Annotated in this window: 13 protein-coding genes; 5 read left to right on the forward strand and 8 right to left on the reverse strand. The window is 55.8% G+C overall.

Annotated elements, in window-relative coordinates; translation table 11 throughout:
- Positions 1-20: 20 nt before the first annotated feature.
- The 5 genes from HQL65_02945 (at position 21) to HQL65_02965 (ending at position 10,729) form a co-directional block, all read left to right on the forward strand.
- A complete protein-coding gene (locus HQL65_02945) occupies positions 21-2,180 on the forward strand; it encodes a DctP family TRAP transporter solute-binding subunit (GenBank protein MBF0135169.1) in 2,160 nt (719 codons plus the stop codon).
- Entirely contained in the window at positions 2,177-5,542 is a 3,366-nt protein-coding gene (locus HQL65_02950; GenBank protein ID MBF0135170.1) for a response regulator, read from the forward strand. Before HQL65_02945 ends, HQL65_02950 begins: the two co-directional genes overlap by 4 nt.
- The gene (locus HQL65_02955; protein MBF0135171.1) at positions 5,535-9,176 is read left to right on the forward strand and encodes a response regulator; all 3,642 of its coding nucleotides are present in this window, start codon (positions 5,535-5,537) and stop codon (positions 9,174-9,176) included. Before HQL65_02950 ends, HQL65_02955 begins: the two co-directional genes overlap by 8 nt.
- A 6-nt stretch (positions 9,177-9,182) precedes the next feature.
- A complete protein-coding gene (locus HQL65_02960; GenBank protein MBF0135172.1) occupies positions 9,183-10,319 on the forward strand; it encodes a SpoIIE family protein phosphatase in 1,137 nt (378 codons plus the stop codon).
- A gap of 83 nt (positions 10,320-10,402) precedes the next feature.
- Entirely contained in the window at positions 10,403-10,729 is a 327-nt protein-coding gene (locus HQL65_02965; protein ID MBF0135173.1) for an STAS domain-containing protein, read from the forward strand.
- A 60-nt stretch (positions 10,730-10,789) separates the two neighbouring features.
- Here the strand turns inward: HQL65_02965 and HQL65_02970 are convergent, their stop codons facing one another.
- The 8 genes from HQL65_02970 to HQL65_03005 all read right to left on the reverse strand — a co-directional run bounded on the left by HQL65_02970 (position 10,790) and on the right by HQL65_03005 (position 20,812).
- Positions 10,790-11,350 (reverse strand): hypothetical protein, encoded by a 561-nt coding sequence (locus tag HQL65_02970; GenBank protein MBF0135174.1) that lies wholly within the window; start codon positions 11,348-11,350, stop codon positions 10,790-10,792.
- A 29-nt stretch (positions 11,351-11,379) separates the two neighbouring features.
- Entirely contained in the window at positions 11,380-11,766 is a 387-nt protein-coding gene (locus HQL65_02975; GenBank protein ID MBF0135175.1) for a RidA family protein, read from the reverse strand.
- 124 nt (positions 11,767-11,890) lie between these two features.
- Positions 11,891-12,631 (reverse strand): phosphate signaling complex protein PhoU, encoded by a 741-nt coding sequence (gene phoU, locus HQL65_02980; protein ID MBF0135176.1) that lies wholly within the window; start codon positions 12,629-12,631, stop codon positions 11,891-11,893.
- Positions 12,632-12,928: 297 nt separating this feature from the next.
- Positions 12,929-14,779, reverse strand: coding sequence for an ABC transporter ATP-binding protein (locus HQL65_02985; GenBank protein MBF0135177.1), 1,851 nt, complete (start codon positions 14,777-14,779; stop codon positions 12,929-12,931).
- 28 nt (positions 14,780-14,807) lie between these two features.
- Positions 14,808-16,142 carry a hypothetical protein gene (locus HQL65_02990; GenBank protein ID MBF0135178.1) on the reverse strand — a complete coding sequence of 445 codons (1,335 nt, stop codon included), beginning with the start codon at positions 16,140-16,142 and terminating at the stop codon, positions 14,808-14,810.
- Entirely contained in the window at positions 16,139-17,194 is a 1,056-nt protein-coding gene (locus HQL65_02995; protein ID MBF0135179.1) for a glycosyltransferase, read from the reverse strand. Before HQL65_02995 ends, HQL65_02990 begins: the two co-directional genes overlap by 4 nt.
- Positions 17,195-17,355: 161 nt before the next feature.
- The gene (locus HQL65_03000; protein ID MBF0135180.1) at positions 17,356-19,698 is read right to left on the reverse strand and encodes a leucine-rich repeat domain-containing protein; all 2,343 of its coding nucleotides are present in this window, start codon (positions 19,696-19,698) and stop codon (positions 17,356-17,358) included.
- 142 nt (positions 19,699-19,840) lie between these two features.
- Complete coding sequence (locus HQL65_03005) at positions 19,841-20,812, reverse strand: hypothetical protein (GenBank protein ID MBF0135181.1); 972 nt, start codon at positions 20,810-20,812, stop codon at positions 19,841-19,843.
- Positions 20,813-20,823 lie beyond the last annotated feature (11 nt).

Here is a 20,823-nt window from a genome sequence, read left to right on the forward strand (position 1 = left end):
GTGAAATGAAGGTTCAAATTATGAATCGATTTATTGCTGCTGTGGCCTTGCTGCTTATTCTGGGCATGGTTGGATGGGTGTGGTGGCCGACCCTGCTTCCGCCCGTACCGACCCCGGAGAACCAGACCCAGGAACCCCGTCCAGAGTTGCGTTTTGGGCACAACATGCCCCAGGAAAGTGCCATGGGCATGGCGGCGGAACGTTTTGCCGCCGGGGTGCTGCTGGCAACGGATGGGGCATTGCCGGTGATGGTCTTTCCTGAAGGAAAATTGGGAAATGATCTGGAAATGGCGGAGTTGGCCCGCAATGGGGAACTCGATGTGGTCCTCATTCCGACGGCCAAGATGAGTGTGCCGATTCCGGCATTACAGTATGCCGACTTGCCATTTTATTTTTCGGCACCCGAGGTTCTCTATCGTTTGCTGGATGGGGAACCCGGTAAATTGCTTCTGGCCAGATTGCAGGCCATGGATCTGGTGGGAATCACTTTTTGGGGCAATGGATTCAAGCAGTTCACCGCCAACCGGCCCATACATGGTCCGGAAGATCTCCTGAATCTCAAGGTCAGGGTGATGAAAAGCCGTCTCATCATGGACCAGTTTACCAACCTGGGTGCCCGTCCGATTCCCATTGAATTTCGTGAAACCCGCCAGGCCCTGGCCGACAAAGTGGTGGATGCCCAGGAAAATCCCCTGGCTGCCATCGTGGCCATGGGTATCCACCAGGTGCAATCCCATCTGACTCTGAGTCATCATGCCTATCTGGCCTATGTTCTTGCCATCAGCAAAAAAAGCTTCGGCAAATTGTCGGACAAACAACAGGCCCTGATCCTGGAAACAGGCAGGGGTCTGAGTGCCTTTCAAAGAGAGGAGACCGTCCGCCAGGAGGAACAATTTCTCCGGAAGATTGAAGATGCCGGCGTCAAGGTCAACCGGCTGACCGAAAAAGAGCGGCAAAAATTTGCCAGGCAACTGCAACACATTCCTTCACAGTTCGAGGATGTCATTGGCAGCGATATCATGTCCAAGAGCGATGAGCTGCAATACATCTGGCAGTCACCTGCAGAAAAAAAGCAGAAAATATGGGTGGGATTGGATACGGAGCTTTCCCAGACACCTCCCGGGGCCGGATTGGCCATCAAACAGGGTATGATCCTGGCCATGGAAGAGATCAATGAAGCTGGTGGGGTGTTGGGGCGCCCCTTGGCCCTGCTGGCCCGGGACAATATGGCCATACCGGGTCGGGGTGAGGACAATTTTCGCTTTTTGGCCGGACAGGAACATGTGGTGGCCATCGTGGCCGGCATGCACAGCACCGTGGTGATTCCACAATCGGAGTTGGCCGATGCACTCAAGATTCCGCTCTTGGTACCTTGGGCTGCGGCGGCTGGGGTGGTGGAGCATGCGGAACACCGACCCGAGTATGTTTTCCGTCTGTCAGCCAATGACCGCCTGGTGGGTCCATTCCTGGTGGATGCGGCCCTGGAAAGAGGCTCGCGGGTGGCCCTGATTCTGGAAAATACGGCCTGGGGCCGGGGAATCCTGCCGTATCTGCAAAACCGCCTGCAAGAGCGGGGTGTCAACCCTGTCCTGGTCGATTGGCTCAATCGGGGCGAAACCGAATTGACCAGCCATCTGGATGCACTCCAGACCCAAGACGCTGATGTGGCAGTGCTGGTGGTCAATACCAACGAAGGAATGCAGTGGGTGCGCTCCCTGGTGGCCCGGAAAATGTCCCTGCCCATCATCTCCCATTGGGGAATCACCGGCGGCGATTTTTTTGGCAAGACCCGGGACGTTCTGGACAAGGTGGACCTGAGCTTCCTGCAAACTTTTTCCCTGCAAAAAGGGGCAGTGAAGCATATGCTGGGATTGCAGAACATGTATCAGAATCTTTTTGGCCAGCGCATGCAGGACATCCTGTTGCCCCACTCCGGTATAGCCCATGCCTATGATCTGGTTCATCTCCTGGCACGGGCCATCCAGAAGGCGGGCAGCACGGAGCGTGCGTCGGTCCGCCAGGCACTGGAGCGGGTGGATACCTATGCCGGGTTGATCAAAACCTACCAGACACCCTTTTCTGCCGACAGTCATGATGCCTTGCAACGTGAGGACTATTTCTTGGCCCGTTATGATGGGAACGGCCATATCGTTCCCCTGGCAACCGGGAGAAGTCCATGATCACCCCGTTGCCAACTCCACACAAAAGCCTCAAAAAACGTCTGGTTTGGCAAATCGGTCTGCTTTTTGTTCTGGTTGTTGGCTGCTCGACGCTGCTGGTGGGTTGGTTGTTCAAGGTCCAGTTGGAAGAGGAGAGCCGCAAGTCCTTGCGGGAAATTGCCTATCGGGAGTTGCAGCGTCTGGAAGATCGGGTCTCCTACCTCATGGAAACCACTCAGGCCCTGACCAGCAACCATTTCATCGTCAATGGCCTGATCGATCCCGAAGGGAGGCGAACCTATCTGCCCAAACTGGTGGAGAATTTTGCCAAAAACCGGGATGTGACCGCCTTTGCCATGGTCGATTTTGACGGTCGTCCGGTTTTTGTCCAGGCCCAGGAGCCTCCGGATTACAACAGCTTTCCACAACTGCGTCAGGCCCTGGCCATGGGGCAATCCAGTCTGTTCATTTCATCCCGTCATAACCGCATGATGCTGGTCGTGCCCGTCGATTATTACAAAACCACGCTGGGTGCGGTGGTGGTTGAATTTGATTTTCACAATATTCTCCACCGCCTGTTGCAGGTCGAGAAAAACTTTTCCTTCGAGATTCTGGACGGGCGGGGCACGCTGTTCACTTTTCAGGAGATCAAACAGGAGCAGATGATTTCGGCCCAGGTAGCCAGCCATGGAGCGGCGATGCCCTGGTTGCACCGGTTGGGTTTGAAACTGCAATTCAGCGTCCCGAAATCGATTCATGAAGCCTCGATTCGCCACGCCCTGTTGCGTTTCGGTTCACTGGGGTTGTTGTTTGTGTTTCTGGCCGGGGTGATTGCGGTCCGCATTGGCAACAGCATGGCCAAGCCGATTTTGACCCTGTGCGAACGGGTGGCGAGTCAGGATGGCATCTCCTGTTCGCCCATTGGTACCGGTGACGAGTTAGAAATCCTGGCGCAAACCTTTGACTGCCAGACCCAGGCCTTGCGTGCCCATCAGGAGGAGTTGGAGCAACGGGTGGCGGACCGAACCCGGGAGTTGGAACTGGCCCGCGAGGTGGCCGAGGTGGCCAATCGGGGGAAATCCGAATTTCTGGCCAACATGAGTCACGAAATTCGCACCCCCATGAATGCCATTATCGGCTTGAGTCATCTCTGTCTGCAAACCCAATTGACCGCCCGCCAGAAGGATTATCTGCGCAAGGTGTACAATTCGGCAACCTCTTTGTTGCGTATCATCAATGATATCCTCGATTTTTCCAAGATCGAGGCGGGGCGGCTGGACATGGAGGCCATCGATTTCACCCTGGAGGAGGTGCTGGGCAATCTGGCCACCATGTTGTCCCTGAAGGCACAGGAAAAAAATCTGGAATTTCTCATGGAAACGGCGGTCGATATTCCACCCAGCATGGTGGGAGATCCGTTGCGGCTGGGACAGATCCTGCTCAACCTGGCCAACAATGCCGTCAAGTTTACCGAGAAGGGTGAAGTGGCCGTCGTGACCGAACTTCTCGAAAAAGGGGAGGATTTTGTCCGCCTGCAATTCACCATCCGGGATACGGGCATTGGCATGACCCCGAAACAGCAGGCCGGTTTGTTCCAGGCTTTCACCCAGGCGGATGCCTCCACAACCCGGAAATATGGCGGTACCGGACTGGGTTTGGCCATTGCCAAACGGTTGATTGACATGATGGACGGGACCATCCGGGTGGAGAGTGAACCCGGCCAGGGTACCCGCTGCATCTTCAATGTACGCCTCGGCATTTCCAACCAGCTCGTGGCCAAATCGTTGCTGCCCAGCCCCGATCTGCACGGCTTGCGGGTCCTGGTGGTGGACGATAATGAAAGCGCCCGCAATGTATTCACCGAATATTTGACCTCCTTCACGTTCAAGGTGGCAGCGGCCAGGAATGCCGGCGAGGCCATGATCGCTGTCCAGGAAGCGGCAGCGGCTGAAAATTTATTCGACCTGATGATTATCGATTACATGATGCCGGATGTGGATGGCATCACCCTGGTGGCCAATATGCGCCGGGAGCTGACCCTGAGCCGGTTTCCCGTTGTCATCATGGCCTCGGCCTATGGGGAAGAGAGTCTGGTCAGGCGGGCTGTCCAGGAGGCCCGGGTGGACGGTTTTCTGGTCAAACCCGTCAATCAGAGTCTGCTGTTCGAATCGATCATGGAAGCCTTTGGGCATGCCGGGAGCGTTGGTCGGAAAAGTGGTTCGGAACCGGGCCGTCACCGGGATTTCATGGCTGTTCTTTCCGGGGCCAGAATTCTCCTGGTCGAGGACAACGAAATCAACCAGCAGGTGGCGCGGGAGTTGTTGGAACAGGCCAATATCACCGTGCTGCTGGCCGAGAATGGTCAGGATGCCGTGGAACGGGTATTCCGTGAACCTTTGGACGGCGTTTTGATGGATGTGCAGATGCCGGTCATGGATGGTCTGACTGCCACCCGGGAAATTCGCAAGGAGGCCCGTTTTGCCGATTTGCCCATTCTGGCCATGACGGCCAATGCCATGTCCGGCGACCGGGAACTCTGCCTGGCGGCAGGCATGCAGGGTCATATTGCCAAACCTGTCGATCCCGACGACCTGTTTGCCACCCTGGCCCGCTGGATCAAGCCCGCCACACCCAAACCCCTGCCGACACCTTCGGGATCGGAACCGGAGGTTCCGGGTGACAGAGCGGATGAAAAACCGCCATCGTCGAATGGTGAGAAACCGCCCTCGCCGGATGACGAAAAACCCTTCCTGCCACCAATTGCCGGGGTGGATACCGCAGCCGGATTGCAGCGCATGTCCGGAAGTGTCAAAAGTTATCTCGCGCTGTTGGCCAAATTTCGTCTCAATCAGGGAAGTGCCGAAAGTGCCATTCGGGAAGCTCTCCTGGCCAACGATTGGGCCACAGCAGAGCGTCTGGCCCATACCCTGAAAGGAGTGGCCCTGACCATCGGAGCCAACACGCTTGGGGAAAAATCCCGCCTTTTGGAGTCTGCCATCCAAAAACAGACCAATCCTGAACAGTGCGCCACTCTGCTCCAGGAGGCAGGGACCGAGTTGACCCGTCTGTTCCAGGTTCTGGACCAGGTCTTGCCAGGGGAAAAAGCCGCTGATCCGGTGCAGTCTGTCGGGGAAGAGTCCACCGCATCCCTGGCCAGCCGGGATGCCTTGTTGAAAAAAATTGCCGGCCAGTTGGTCATCTACGATGCTGCCGTGGAAGAGACCATCCAGATTCTGGGTGGGTTGCCCTTGTCCCGGGAAACCCTGGACCGGGTCAGGATTCTGAAACAACAGGTTGCCCAATATGATTATGATGGGGCCATGGCCACAATCCAACAATGTGCCAAAGACCTGCATGTTGATTTGGAGACCGCAAATGCCTGACAGTATGACGAAATCCTCCATCCTCATCGTGGATGATGCCCCGGAAAACCTGGATGTACTCAAGGACGCCCTGATGAATGAATACATGGTGCGTCCGGCACTGAACGGTCCCCTGGCCTTGCGGTTGGCAGCCATGGATCCCCAGCCCGACCTGATTCTTCTTGATGTCATGATGCCGGACATGGATGGCTATGAGGTGTGCCGCCAGTTGAAGGCCGATTTTCGCACCCGGGATATTCCGGTTATTTTCGTCACGGCCCGCGCCGAAATCAGGGATGAATTGGAAGGGTTGCAACTGGGTGCCGTCGATTACATCACCAAACCTGTCCGTCCCCATATCGTCAGGGCCAGGGTGATGACCCATCTGGCCCTGCGCCATTTCAACCGGGAGATGGAAGAAAAAAATCGTCGCCTCTACGAAATCAATGAGCGTCTCAGCAGCAGTCTGGAACAACTCTCTGCCTCCGAAGAGCGTTTTCGGAGTCTGGTCCAGACCATACCGGATATTGTCTACAAGATTGACGCCGAAGGTCGCTTCACCTTTTTGAACAAATCCATCGAACGGTTGGGGTATCACCAATCGGATTTGATCGGCAAACATTTTTCCGAAATCATCCACAGTGCAGACATCCAGGATGCCAGTCTGCAAAAGGTGATTGAAAGGATTGGCAAGGGGGCAATCAATCCCGACCAGAAGGTGTTCGATGAACGACGCACCGGTGTGCGCATGACGGTTGGCCTGGAAATTCGTCTGAAGACCAAGACCGGGAAAACCGACCATGTGTATGAGCTGCGCAATATCGATACACAGAGCGTCAATGTCGAGGTCAACAGTACCGGCCTGTACGGGGAAATCGGCAACGATACCTCCTACCGTTCCCGGCAATATGTTGGAACCGTGGGGGTCATTCGCGATATTACGGATCGACAAAAAATTCAAAACGCCTTCATGGAGGAGAGAAAACTGCTCCGGCAATTGATCGATGCCGTCCCCTATCCAATATTTTTTCTGGAAAATCATGGCGAATTGATCTTTTCCAATGAGGCTTTCCAGGCCTTTGTTGCCAGGCCGGGTGACAAGCTGGAAGGAAAGTCCTTTCACGAATTTTGTTGTAACAATGACGCTTCCAAAATGGATTCCGTGCTGGCAACCCTGCTCGAGGATGCAGCCGTGCATCGGGTGCGTCAGGAGTTGGAAATAGACTCCGGTGCCGGGACGAAACATGTCATGGATGTCATCCTGCTCAAGTTTCAGAGGACCAACCAGCCGCTGCCGGCCATCATTGGCATCATGGTCGATGTGACGGAACAGCGGGCATCCATGGTCAAACTGATCCAGGCCAAAAAAGAAGCCGAAATCATGGCCGCAAATGCCGCCCAGGCCAGTCGGGCCAAGGGGGAGTTTCTGGCCAATATGAGTCACGAAATCCGGACCCCGCTCAATGCCGTGACCGGGTTGACCCACCTGTGTCTGCAAACCGAGTTGACCGGACAGCAGCGGGATTATTTGAACAAGGTGTCCCTCAGTGCCCATGCCCTGCTGCAACTCATCAACGATATCCTGGACTTTTCCAAGATCGAGGCCGGTAAGCTCACCATGGAACATGTCGGTTTTTCCATGGAGGAACTTCTGGGTGGCATCGTGGCCATACTGGGAGTCAAAAGCCAGGAAAAGGGTTTGGAATTGCTCCTGGATACCAAAAGTACCGTGCCCCGGCATCTGCGGGGGGATTCCCTGCGCCTGGGACAGGTTTTGATCAATCTGCTGGGCAATGCCATCAAGTTTACGGAAAAGGGGGAAGTCACCCTGACCATCGATATGGTGGAAGAGAGAAAAGAGGGAAAAGAGAGAGAAGAGAATGTCCTGCTCCAGTTTGTTGTCTGCGATACCGGCATTGGCATGACGGAGGAGCAGGTGAACAACCTGTTTCAGGAGTTTTACCAGGGAGATTCCACCATGACCCGCAAATATGGCGGGACGGGTCTGGGTCTGGCAATCAGCAAACGTCTGGTGGAGATGATGGGAGGAGGCCTGAGTGTTGAAAGTGAACCCGGACAAGGGAGTACGTTCACCTTTACGGCCCGCTTCGACTGGGGGGTCGAGCCGTTGCCGGTGAATTCCCGAGCCGTGGAACATATTCGTGGTTTGCGGGTGCTGGTTGTGGATGACAACGAGCATGCCCGACAAATCCTGCTCAAACTGTTGGACGTCTTGGGATGCCACTCCGTAGGTGTCGAAAGCGGCGAGCTGGCCCTGACAGCCCTGCTGGACGCCGACGCGGATCAAAACTCTTTTGAACTGGTTCTGATGGATTGGAAAATGCCGGGCATGGATGGTCTGGAAACAATCCGGCAGATCAAAGCGTTGCCATCCCTGCGCAAAATGCCATTGGTAATCATGGTCACCGCATATGGTGAAGGGGAGTTGTTGACCAGCGCGGGAAGCAAACTTCCGTTGGATGGTTTTTTGATGAAGCCGGTCAATCTCAATTCCTTGCAGAATGCCATTCTGTCTGCCTGTGAGCGATTGCAGCCCGGATCATGGAGGAGGGATCTCCGGAGCAATCGGAGACTTTTGGCCGGAGTCAGACTGCTCCTGGTCGAGGACAACGAAATCAATCAGCAGGTGGCACGGGAACTTCTGGAGAAGGTGGGAATCCTGGTGATCACGGCCAACCACGGTCAGGAGGCCATTGACATGCTGAAGCAGGAATCCGTGGATGGTGTCTTGATGGATCTGCAAATGCCGGTCATGGATGGTTTGACGGCGACCCGGCATATCCGCCTAAACCAGAGTGCCCAAACCTTGCCCATCATTGCCATGACAGCCAACGCCATGGCCGGCGACCGGGAAAAGTGTCTGGCCGCCGGCATGAATGATCATATTGCCAAACCGATGGTGCCGGATGAAATGTATGCCACGTTGGCCAAATGGCTGCGCGGCAAACCAGGCATTTCTGCCCCGACATCGGCTGCTTCTCCTTCCAGACAAGGGGAGGAAAATGTGCTGCCTTTGCCATCCATTCCGGGCGTCGATATGGTCAAAGGAGTACACAATGTGGGCGGTAATGTTCTCCTCTTTCGTGACATTCTGGTCAAGTTCGCCCACAATCAAGGTGGAGCCGTTCTGAAGATGGATCGGCACTTGGCAACACGTGATTTCAAGGCGTTGGAGCATGCTGCCCATGCCTTGCGGGGGGTCTCGGCCACCATCGGCGCAACAAAGGTGACAATTCTGGCAGAAAAAATTGAAAAATTGGCCGGGAAACCGGAAAAATACACGGAGATTCCGGAATTGTTGGGTACCATGGCCGGTGAGCTGACCCGCATTGTTTCAGCCATTACCATGAATCTGATGGGAGCAGCTCCAGCCATGCCGGCAGATGTGCGAACGGATGTGGTGACAACACCGGAAAATTTGGCTCCTTTGTTGCGGAAAAGTGTCGAACTCCTGTCGGGCTTTGATCCTTCCGTGGAGCAGGTGGTGGCCGAAATGGCTGCCCTGACCCCTTCCGGTCGGCGTCGCGACAGGGTGGATGCCATCCGGTTGGCCATGCACCATTACGATTTTGAAAAGTGCCTGACCCTTATTCGCGATTGGGCACAAGAAGAAGGCATCCCTTTGGAGGGGTAATCTCACGTGTCGCTTACCACAAGCCAAAAACCCATCATCCTGGTTGTTGATGATACCCCCGAAAATATCGATATTCTCAAGGCAGCCCTGGACGAGAATTATCTGGTCAGACCGGCCAATCGAGGCCGGATTGCCTTGAAGGCGGCCAACATTTTGCCCCGACCCGACCTGATTCTGCTCGACATCATGATGCCGGAAATGGATGGCTACGAGGTTTGCCGACTCTTGAAAGCCGATCCGGCCACCCGGGATATTCCCGTCATTTTTGTAACGGGAAAATCCGATGTGGAAGACGAGGTGGCGGGATTGAGACTGGGCGCTGTGGATTACATCACCAAACCGATCAGCATTCCCATCGTACAGGCAAGGGTCACAACACACCTGGCCTTGCGCACGGCCAGACAAAAACTGGCTGAACACAATCAACTGTTGCAACATGAACGGGAAATGATCGAAAGCATCATTTTCAAGATGCGCCATGCCGATACATTTGATACGCGCCATTTGCGCCATCTGGTCTCACCGGTGGAAATGACGGCCGGGGATATGCTCCTCTCCACCTTCACGCCGGACGGACGCCAGTTGGTCTTGTTGGGAGATTTTACCGGTCATGGTCTGCCGGCTGCCATGGGGGGTCCCCTGGTTTCATACATTTTTCACAGGTTCTCCAGGCGCGATGCGTCAGGGGAACAAATCATGACGGAAATCAATCAGCAGCTCTGTCTGCGTCTGCCCATCGGTATTTTTTTTGCCGCCGCCATGGTGGAAGTAGCCCCGGATCGCACCCGGGCCACACTCTGGAATGCTGGCATTCCAGATAATCTTCTATTGCGGAAAAGCTCCATCCATGGCCGTTTTTCGTCGGCCATGCCACCCCTGGGTATTGACAAAAAAGCGGAAATGGCCAAGAATTCCACCAGCATTCTTCTGGAAGAAGAGGATCGACTCTATCTTTTTTCCGATGGGATCATTGAGGCCGGCCCACCCCGGGGGGGCATGTTTGGCATGGAAAGGTTAGAGGCTTTCCTTGAGAAAGTTTCCTCTGACAAGAGTGATTTGAATGATCTGATCGTATTGCTGAATGATTTTGTGGGTTCCGGCACACATGAGGATGATATCACGATCGTCGAAATTCTGGTGTAAAGGAAAATACCATGGAAAAGTGATAGGGATGTTTTTTCCTGGCCCGCAACTTTTTCTCATGCGTTTCCTGGGAAGAGGGTACAATGATCACAATCGAAGAAAATTCCGGCTTGGTGACCTTGCGGTTACCTGCGGAGTTCAATTACAAGTCCCATCGAGAGTTTCGGGAGTGTTATGCGCATCGTTCTCCGAAACAAGCCTATGTGATTGATTTCAGTAATGTTATCAAATTTGACAGTTCTGCCCTGGGTATGCTCCTTCTGTTGCGGAGCCATTGTGGAGAGAACAAGGCCAATATTCACCTGATCAACTGCAATCCGCATGTCAGGAGAGTCCTGGAAGTGGCCAGATTTAATGATTTTTTTCGCATCGACACATCCGGGGCACCTGGCTGGTGGCCCGGCAAGTGAATTGGTTGTGCATCCAGCGAAATCAACCAAACAGCGGTACTGCCGATTGCGCGAAAACAGTCAACGTTGTGAACCAGCACCAGGAGAGTAGGGCACCGCCGGTGGCGGAGACCAGGGGGAGCTTTTTTCGGAATTTTTGTTGTCAGGAGTCGTTGTTGCACCTGGGGTCCATGGCACAGATGATGTTCCGTTCGGTACGCCACCCATGGTACCGGATGTCGTGCCGCTCTTGCCATTGCCGGGAAACCCTCCACCGGCTTCCTGATCCCGCCGCCGGTTTGGCTGTCCGGGACCATGCGGCATGTCATTGGGGTTGGTGATGCACTCTCCCCGGCGACGCTCCGCCGCCTGACGGCAACTGCCTTCATCCTTGTAGATGCACTGGGTTTGCCAGCTTTCCACCACACAGTAGCGAGCGCCACCCAGGGGAGCAACGATTTCGGCACTGTTGACCACGCAGGATCCTTGTGGCCCTGCTGCCTGCCGGCAGGACTCCACATCCTGGAACCAGCACCGCTTGCCGGCAAAATCGACCACGCAGAAAGGTCCAGCCAACCCGGCCTGTGGCAGCGACAACCAGACCCCCGCCCATAACAATCCGGCAAACCAGTGTCCCTTCATGGATCTTTTCCCAGGAAAATGATTGAAAACTAAAGGTGTGCAACCGCATCGATCTCCACCCGCGCCCCCCGAGGCAGAGCGGCCACCTGGAGCGTGGCCCGAGCGGGAAAAGGTGGCTGGAAGAACTCCTGGTACACGGCGTTGACTTCGGGAAAATCGGCAAGATCGACCAGATAGACGGTGGTCTTGACCAAGGCTCCCATGTCACTCCCGGCTGCCGTCAACACTGCGGCCAGATTGCGCAAAACCTGTTCGGTTTGCGAGCGCACAGAACCGGTCACCAGCTCGCCGGTCCCGGGATCCAACGGAATCTGCCCTGACAGGAACAACCACTCCCCACTGCGAATGGCCTGACTGTAGGGTCCAATGGCCGCCGGAGCATGTTTTGTCTGGATGGCTTGTTTGACTTTTTGCATCATTCCCACTCCCTGAATAAGGAATCTACCACATCCATTGAACGGGTTGCACGGCAAATCATTTTGTTTTGAAATGAAATGAATGGCAAAGGAGTCGAATCGGAGAACCAGGTCAGAGGAAAATTCAGTCTGCCTGGGAAACGGCGGGAAGATAGGTTCGGGTTGTGTCCAATTCAGAGCGCGGGGAGGCGAGGCGCACACCATGGGCCAGGTAATGGATATTTTCGGCCACATCCGTGATGTGGTCGCAGAGCCGTTCATAATTCCGGGCAACGAACAGCAAATGAACACCACAGGGAATGGCGCTGGGGGAATCCATCATGTGCGCCATGATATTCTGGAAGGCCTCGTTATTGTAGGCGTCCACTTCCACATCCTGGTTGCGAATGGCCAGGGCCAATGCGCCGTCCTTGCGGCGATAGGCATCCAGGAGATCATGAAGCTGTCGCGTGGCCAGCCTGCCCATGGCAATGACGGGATTCATCAAAGGGGATGCCGGATGTTGGCAAATGGTGTGGACCCGCTCGGCAATGTTGCCAGCATAGTCACCAATGCGTTCCAAGTGGTGAGCAGAACGCAAGGAACACACCACGGTACGCAGATCATCCGCCATGGGCTGGCGACGAAACAGCAGGGAAACACACTCGTCATCGATCAGGGCTTCCAGGTGATCCACGGAGTGGTCGTTGCTGACGACCCGGGCGGCCAGTTCTCCATCCATGGTCTCCAGTGCCCGATTGACCATGGTCAATTGTTGGTGGGCAGTGGTTCCCATTTCGAGGATGTGCCGTTCCAGATTGGCCAGTTCCTGGTCATAACGGCGCATGATGTGCTGACGCACACCACATTCAACAACCTTTGCCACGCTGTTTTTCATCATCATCAGCCGCCTGGAATGGATCGATCCGGATGTCGGGGTTCATTTCGGATCCCGGCCAGCAATTTGTCAAGCCAAAAAAAATCAGGCCATGATCATCCACTCGGCCACGATGCGTGCTTTTTTTCGGAAAAACCTGCAACAGGTCCGACTCTTGGCGCTGAGCAACGCGCCAAAAGTCGGACCATGGCCCGCCCCCTGGGAATTTTCCGCTAACGGCGCAAAAAAATCCCCCGTTGAATTTTTCCGGTTGCCAGACACCGGCCCACAGGCACAAGTTTGATTTCAACCAGTCTGGTTGCATTGAAGAATTGGCTGGCTTTGGGCGTTTTTTTCCTGGATCTGCAACAAGTCCTGAAAATATCCGGGACGGTTGGAAAGGTCCTGCCAGGTCCCCCGGTCAATGATACGCCCCTGTTTCAGGACCAGGATCAGGTCGGCATGGCGCACTGTCGAAAACCGATGCGCGATCAATAAAATGGTGATGGATCCAGCCAGTTGGTCGATGGTGTTTTGCACCAGGGTTTCGGATTGGGAATCCAAGGCGCTGGTGGCTTCGTCCAGAACAAGCAGTCTGGGTTGACGGGCCAGGGCACGCGCCAGGGCCAGACGCTGGCGTTGACCACCGGAGAGACGGACGCCCCGATCCCCAATGAGGGTGTCATATTTTTCAGGAAGTTGCTGGATGAATTCATCGGCCTGGGCCATGCGGGCATACGTTCGAATGGCATCGCTGTCGAGTGCCACCTCCGCGCCCCAGCCAATATTGGCAGCAATGGTGTCATGCAATAAAAGCGTCTCCTGGGCAACATAACCGATGGCCTGCCGCCAGGTGACCGGATCATGGTCGGTCAGGGGGATGCCATCCACCAGAATCTGACCGGTCCGGGGACGCTGAAGACCCATGATCAGATCCAGCAGCGTGCTTTTGCCACAACCCGACTCCCCGACCAAAGCCACAGTGGTTCCTTTGGCAATGTCCAGATCGATATGGTCCAGAGTCGATTGCGCAGGCGTATAGCCAAAATTGACCTGAACCAGTTGCATGCCCTTTTGCATCTCCCGAAAGGCCAGACCACGACCGGGAAGCCAGCTTTCCTGGTGCATGCGGGCATTCTGCAACAACCTTTCAACATCATGCAGCCCCGGAATGTTCGACAGAACGGCAAAATACAGGGAAACCAACTGCTGCATGCGTGGAAAAAAACGATAAAACACAAACAACAGTACGAGAACTTCCGACAGACCCATGCCGATCTTTTCAATTCCGATGTCAATGGCCAGGCAAAGATTGCCGACCATGATCACTTCAAATACAATCCTGTTCGAAGCGGGAAAAAATATTGTTCCATACCAGGCCTGCGCGATTTTTTCAGAAATATGGCCAACCTGGGCAACGACAAGTTTTTCGAGGCCACCTGCCTTGATGAATTTGGCATTTTCCATATATTCGAGAATGGCGCTTTTGAAACCCGTATTCAGTTCTGTGATCTGTCCGCCAAGATTCAGGCCACGTCTGACCAAAGGACGCATGAAAAACATGACCAGGCTGCCAAAAGTCACCACACCAACCGTCAAATGCCAAGAGACCATCAAGGCCAACCCGGCATAGATGATCACCATGACCAGATTGGAGAGCAACTGTGAAACATAGAGCAGAAAGTGGATTGCCCGATTGACTTCATCGGTCAAAGTATTGGCCATGACGCTTTTTCGGGAAGCGGTGAAGAAAGGCCAACCGGCAGCAAAAATGGCTTGCAACAGTTGGTGGCGAAGTGTGCGCTGGAAATGGGTACACAATCGACTGGCCGTGAGATCCCGCCAAAAGGACATGGCCACTTGCAGGGCAGAAATCAGTAAAAACAGACCCAGACCTGAAAAGAGAGAAATGGTGAAACCGGAGTGTTGAATTGCATCCAGGATGGTGGCACTGATGCCCTGGGTTTCTGCGGTCTGGCCCAAGGCCAGATTGAGGATGGGAATCAACAAGACAACACCGACCCCTTCCAGAAAACCGCTCACGACCATGATTCCGATCAGACCCGGCAACTGCCAGGGATAATAATAAAACAGGCGACGCACGGCCTGGAAGGTACCAGTCATGTCATCAGGATTGAACACGGGCGAGTTGGTCAAAATATTCCCTTGCCAAGACAAACTGAACTCATGAGGAAAATGAGGCCGGATTGCACACCCGGTCGAAAATCCGGCATTGGCGGCGGGTCATTTCCCGGGCCGTGTAGGGGGCAAACGCATCCCAATCGGTCTGGGGTGCAACCCCTGCTATCGATGCGTCCAAAAACGTTTCCAGCACGTTTTCGGCATGTTGCATGGAGGTTTCCAGCGGGTCCCTGGCATTGAACAAAACCAGCGATCCGGCCTGGCAATCAGCCATGATTCTGGCCACGATGCTGCCCTGGTGAACCAAACCAAGCAGGGGTTTGCGGGCCAGGATCAGGGGATAGATTTTGGAAGCCGAGTAACCGGGATCATCGGAACTTGTGAACACAATGCCATGGCTGTCGGTCAAAAGTTTCAGGGCCTCGAAGTAGGGTACCCGCAAAGGATGTTCGAAGACAACCTGTTCCAGACCAAACTCCCGCGCCACAGGTTCCACGGTCTTGCCGGATGTGGCACTGTAGCTTGTGCCAATGAAGTGCAGGCGAACCCGTCCCCAGCGTTGGGGATTTTTTTTGCGGTTACCAGCCAGAACGCCAAACAATATGCGAAAGGCATATGCCATGTCCATGGAGCTGCGTCCGGTGTAGACCCAGTGAATCAAGCCATCGTCGGGCTGGAAAAAGTTCTGGGGAAGATTCCGACAGGCAAGTACCCGAAAATCCAGGTCGGTACCACCAAACGGCAAGACGGTAAAGTCCTGCTCTCCCAAACGAGGAAAACGCTGCATGAAATCATCGCAGTAGCCCGGCGAGACCGAGATGACATGGGCCACCGCCTGCATGGTAAAGCGCTCCAGCAGGCCGGCGAGCAGATATTTGCCGACAAATTTCAGGCGGCCTCCGGGAACCTGGTCACCTTTGGACCAGAAATGCCGGAAGGAGCGCCAGGGATCCTGGATATCCAGCACGAAGGGGGTGCCGGTTTTACTGCGCCAGAGGCGACCCAGGGTCATGCTGACGACCACGGTGGTGGAAAAATAGACCACATCGAAGTGATGTTGTCGCAACAGTTCGACTCCCCGGCGGTAAAGCGGCCACCAGGCACGCAGTCCCACATCGCCGATGCCCAAATATTTGAGCCGCTGCCTGGGAATGGCAGCCACCCGATGGATGGGCACGTCTTCCGGGATGGTATCCAGCAGCAGGGGATCGAACAAACCATCCCCCGGTTCGGCCTGCACCGTCAGCACCTGAGGCTCCCAGCCGAACTCCCGGAAATGGGGCAGGGAAATCCGGATTCTGTGCATGTCCGGGGCATTCAGGGGGGGAAAGCGGGGCGATACCACCAACACCCGGCGCAGTCTGGGTGAGGTTGTCATGGGGACCTGGCACCCTGGACGGTCTGGCGATACAGGGCCTCGTACCGATCCAGGATGACGGTTTCCGAAAAACATGTTTCGGCTTGCCGGCGGCAGTTGGCGCGATCCAGGGCAGCAAGTTTGCCGACGGCCTGGCACCCCTCCTCGATGGAATGGATCAAAAATCCGTCCACCCCTTGGCGCACAATCTCCGGCAATGCCCCCCGGGGTGCCGAGATGACCGGGGTGCCACAGGCCAGGGCCTCCGCAAAGACGATGCCGAACGGTTCTTCCCATTCGATGGGCACGATCATGGCGGCGGCCTGTCCCAGCAGTTCATTTTTTTGGGCATCGTTGACGGGACCGACGTACTCGATGCCATTCTGGCCGAGGTGGGGCAGGATTTCCGTGTGCCAGTAAACTCCCTCGGGACCGGTTTCGGCATGATTGCCGGCGATGAGCAGGCGGCGACCGGTGCGTTGGGCAATGGCAATGGCGGTATGGGTTCCCTTGATGCGCTCGATCCGGCTCAAGAACACGAGCGGGGCATCCTGCGGTACGTGTGGCTGAAAGGTGTATTTATGCATTTCGACAAAATTGTGTATGGGGTGCCAGACGCCGCCGGCACGCTGGCCTGTCCGGCAGAGATCGGCACTACAGCCGGTGAAGGTCAGGGAATCCTTGGCCAGGCGGCTGGCCCAATGGGTGGTGGCATAGGTCGGTGCCCGTTCATAGGTCATGATCATGGGCGGCTGGCGGCGCAAAAAAAAGGGCAGCAGGTACAACAACCTCGAAAAACTGTGGAGCAATTCGGGCCGGAACGCCCGGACGGCGCACTGGAGGGCACGCATGTTGGACACATGCTCCAGGCGAAGCTGAGCCTGAGGTGGTTGCGGAACGGGCCATGGAGCAAAAAAATCGACGGTCGCCGTGGACTCCGGGAGGGCAACGAGGCCAATGACATGGCCCCGGCTGCGAAGACCCGTGATCAGGGCATCGATGATCCGTTCGATCCCCCCATACAGCAGGGGAGGAACGGGCAGTATCGGGTCAGCGGTCAGCAGGATGCGCATGTGGGACTTGAAAAACCGGGTTGGAAGTCCAAAAAAAAGGGCAGCGCCTCAATATGATCCATTTTTCCAAACTGCCTGTTGCGAAGGAAATGCAGTCCAGTTACAACGCAGGCAATATGGCCGAGCATACATCGGGAAAGTCGATAAAGCCACTTGCCGCATCAATCATGCTCCGCCCCCTCGTTCTCCAACCAGTTGGCCAGGGTCAGCAACGGTCCCAGGGCCACAGTCGTGGTGCAGCCTTCGGGAATGAAGGATGTCACACCCTGGCCGGCCAGAAAACGCACATGCTCCAGAGCCACGGCAACCGGGAGACGCACAGGCTCCAGGGCCGCAGCAACCGCAGGCAGACCCGGAACCACCAGGCGACACTGTACCGGCAGCCCGGGAAAATGCCGGTGAATTTCTTGCAACACACCATGACACTGCCTGAGCAACCGGCGACACGCCGGACCACTGCCCCGCAACTCAAGCACCACCCTGGAAGGTTCTCCCAAAGGACCCTGCGGGTTCAGCAGCACTCTGGCCTGGGCGGTACCATCGGCATCCTGCAAAACGACTCCGGTTCGCCACCAGAGACCCGGAATGACCCGCTCGCGCAAACGGGCAATGAGGCGGGCCAACAGGCCAGGCGGCAGACCCAGAGGATAATGATATTCACAAACCGGTGGAATTCCTTCCCAGAGGGCGGCAGCAGGCACTTCCCGGGGCAACAGGGCCGGAACCAGAAGATTCCCGTTCGCCAGCGGCAGGGCACACTCCCAGCGTTCCAGAAAAGCCAGCAGACGGGTCTGCTCTACACCGTCCGCCAGATGGATCAAATCGGAAGCCGGCATGATTCCCCCGTTTCGCACCAGGGACGGGGCATCCAAAAGACGATTCAAAACCCGGCTGCCCCAGGCGGGATTGACATGATCTCCCTCGCCACCCGGCAGCAGCAGACCCAGACGGCAGAGAATTTCGGTCAGGTTATGCCGGGCATGTGGCTCCGAAATGCCGGCCTCGGCATACACGGCATGCAGGCTTTCCCGGGTCCACAAGGGGACATCTTCGGCTTCGATGCGGTGGCGCACTTTTTGCCAGGCTTCCGGCACCAGGGCGCGCACACTCTCCAGGGTCTGGGCAGTGCGCAGAATGGCCTGCCGCAACCGTGTCAGGCCTTCCCCGGTGCGGGCAGAAATCTGCGGAAATATTTCCCGCAGAGCCGGATTGTGTTGCTGCCAGGCTTCCCGGTCGGGTTCCAGGAGGGTTTGATCGGCACGGGTACAGGCCACGATAACCGGAATCTCCACCCCGGGACGGGTCATCATCCCCAACCAGCGAGCCACCTGCCAACCCGCATCACCACTCCGATCCTCCACCACGAGCAGAATCATGGTGCCCGGCAAGAACATGCCGGGATACACCCCCCGGGCAGCCTCGGAACCGGCCAGCTCCCAGACATTCATGCGAATGGAACTGTCCCCCTGGTCACGGGCACTCTTGTCATCCTGGTCACGGGGGGCACTCTTGTCATCCTGGTCACGGGAGGCACTCTTGTCATCCTGGTCACGGGGGGCACTCTTGTCATCCTGGTCACGGGAGGCACTCTTGTCATCCTGGTCACGGGCACTCTTGTCATCCCTGGCTCGGGAACCCGGCAGATTCCAGACGCGCACGGTCATAACCCCCGAAGGCGCTTCCACAACACCCGGCGGCTCCTCCCGCAACCGGCGAATCAGGACACTCTTGCCCACGCCCGGTGGACCCGCCACCAGCAAACGTCCCTCGCGCAAGGGGAGGCGGTTGGTGGCATCCCGTTGCCGGGACCAGGCCCGTATCTGTTCCACATTTTCCGGAACGGCCAGCAGGGCCTCGGGAATCTCCGTGAGGGGATTTTGGCGAATATCAAATTGAATCAGGGAGGTCAGGCGATGAATACCGACCGGCAGATCCTGGAGCTGGTTGTTGCTGAGATCCAGCCTCTGCAAGGCCGTCAGCTCCCGCAGCGCCACCGGCATGCCGGTCAGGGCATTGCCACCCAGAAACAACAACTCCAAGGCCGCCAACTGCCCAATCTCCTCGGGCAGGGTCGTCAACCGGTTATCCTGGAGCGACAGCTCCTGCAAGCGCGTCAACGCCCCGATTTCCGGCGGCAGCGTCGTCAATCGATTATGGCGCAAAATCAGCCGCTGCAAGCCGGTCAAGGCCGTCACCACCGGCGGCAATTCCGTCAGACCGTTGCCCCCCAGCCACAGATAGGTCAGATTGTGCAGGGCAGCCATTTGTCGAGGCAATTGTTGCAGGCGATTGCGGCGCAGATCCAGCAATTCCAGGGCAGTCAGAGAGGCAATTTCCGGCGGCAGAGTGACCAGTCGATTGTCGGCCAGAAACAGTCTGCGCACATGGACAAAGCGCCCGATCTCCGCCGGCAACTCTTTCAGATCCAGACCGCTCAGATCCAGAATGTCGGTTTGTTCTTCAAACGCCTCGTCCAGTATTTGCAGAAGATTTTCACTGTCCATCTATCGGGTCCGCAAGTCATACCAATTTCACGTCAAACATAGAGTATTGAGCCATTTTTATATCAAATCATGACGTTGAGTCCATCCTTGCCTGTGAAGCACGACGCTGAACGGTAACATGATACGATTCAACATGTTGTGATCACGTTGTTCCGCTGGTTGTCTTGTCACCAAAAACGTCGTTCAGTGAGCGTGCATCAATTGCCCGGTCTATCCATGCATCCAGGGTGTCCAGATTGGCGGCAAGGACCTTGGACTCAACCCAGAATGGCAGGTCGGAGAAACGGCGATACAAGATCCGAAGCAGTACATCAGCCCTTTCTTTTTGACGGCTATCAAGTTGTTTTTGCACAATGATACGCTCAAATTTTGGCATAGACGCGAGCGCCTCATCGGGTGTTACGTCTACCAACCAATCAAGCCACTCCTTCCCAAGCCGGGAAACGTCCTCGGGCGTGACCCCTTCCATTTCTGGATCATGCAATGAACCCTTCATGAGCAATCTCCTTAAACCGGCAACAGTTCGTTCAAACGCAACGGAAATCCTGAACAACCCTGCATGTTTGATCGTCTCGAACGCCTTTTTTCGCTCCTCATGCCGACTGGAGAAACACTTCAAAGGCGCGTTCTGGGCTGCATCCGCCAGTTCGTTCAGCAGAATCAAACGGATGGCACCACCCCATCGTGGTCTGCTTTCATAAACACCAGTTGGCCCAACAGGTTCAAAAACAAATCGTTCGAGAAAACCAGGCTGGGGAGTTGTGGAACTGATAACGACGCTTCGCAACTGCTGCCGCTCCAAACGGGCAGTTTCCAGGTACAAGGTGTCATAGACCGTGATCTGGGACAGAACACCTTCATGCAGGCTTTCGGTGACCTTGATTTCAATCAGAATATGGTCTGCATCGAGATCCCGCAATCCGTCAGCCAGGAGCAGACGCTGTGCCTCCGTCCAACCACCCTCCTGGCGCTGAATCAGGATCAAGTCTGCCTTGGGCGGAAGAGCGACGACCTGGACTTCTGAACGCACTTCAATGCCGACGGGCTCCAACAACATTTTCAGCGTTGCGCCGACCAGACAGTGCCAGCAGGTTTTTGTTGCACCACCATCCAAGAGCCACTACT

The sequence above is a fragment of the Magnetococcales bacterium genome (genome assembly GCA_015228935.1).
Lineage (GTDB): Bacteria > Pseudomonadota > Magnetococcia > Magnetococcales > DC0425bin3 > HA3dbin3.

What these genes read in the sequence shown, in the direction of transcription:
- HQL65_02945 (MBF0135169.1), top strand. Translation starts at nt 21, where the DNA reads ATGAATCGATTTATTGCTGCTGTGGCCTTGCTGCTTATTCTGGGCATG.
- HQL65_02950 (MBF0135170.1), top strand. Translation starts at nt 2,177, where the DNA reads ATGATCACCCCGTTGCCAACTCCACACAAAAGCCTCAAAAAACGTCTG.
- HQL65_02955 (MBF0135171.1), top strand. Translation starts at nt 5,535, where the DNA reads ATGCCTGACAGTATGACGAAATCCTCCATCCTCATCGTGGATGATGCC.
- HQL65_02965 (MBF0135173.1), top strand. Translation starts at nt 10,403, where the DNA reads ATGATCACAATCGAAGAAAATTCCGGCTTGGTGACCTTGCGGTTACCT.
- HQL65_02970 (MBF0135174.1), bottom strand. Translation starts at nt 11,350, where the DNA reads ATGAAGGGACACTGGTTTGCCGGATTGTTATGGGCGGGGGTCTGGTTG.
- HQL65_02975 (MBF0135175.1), bottom strand. Translation starts at nt 11,766, where the DNA reads ATGCAAAAAGTCAAACAAGCCATCCAGACAAAACATGCTCCGGCGGCC.
- HQL65_02990 (MBF0135178.1), bottom strand. Translation starts at nt 16,142, where the DNA reads ATGACAACCTCACCCAGACTGCGCCGGGTGTTGGTGGTATCGCCCCGC.
- HQL65_02995 (MBF0135179.1), bottom strand. Translation starts at nt 17,194, where the DNA reads ATGCGCATCCTGCTGACCGCTGACCCGATACTGCCCGTTCCTCCCCTG.
- HQL65_03000 (MBF0135180.1), bottom strand. Translation starts at nt 19,698, where the DNA reads ATGGACAGTGAAAATCTTCTGCAAATACTGGACGAGGCGTTTGAAGAA.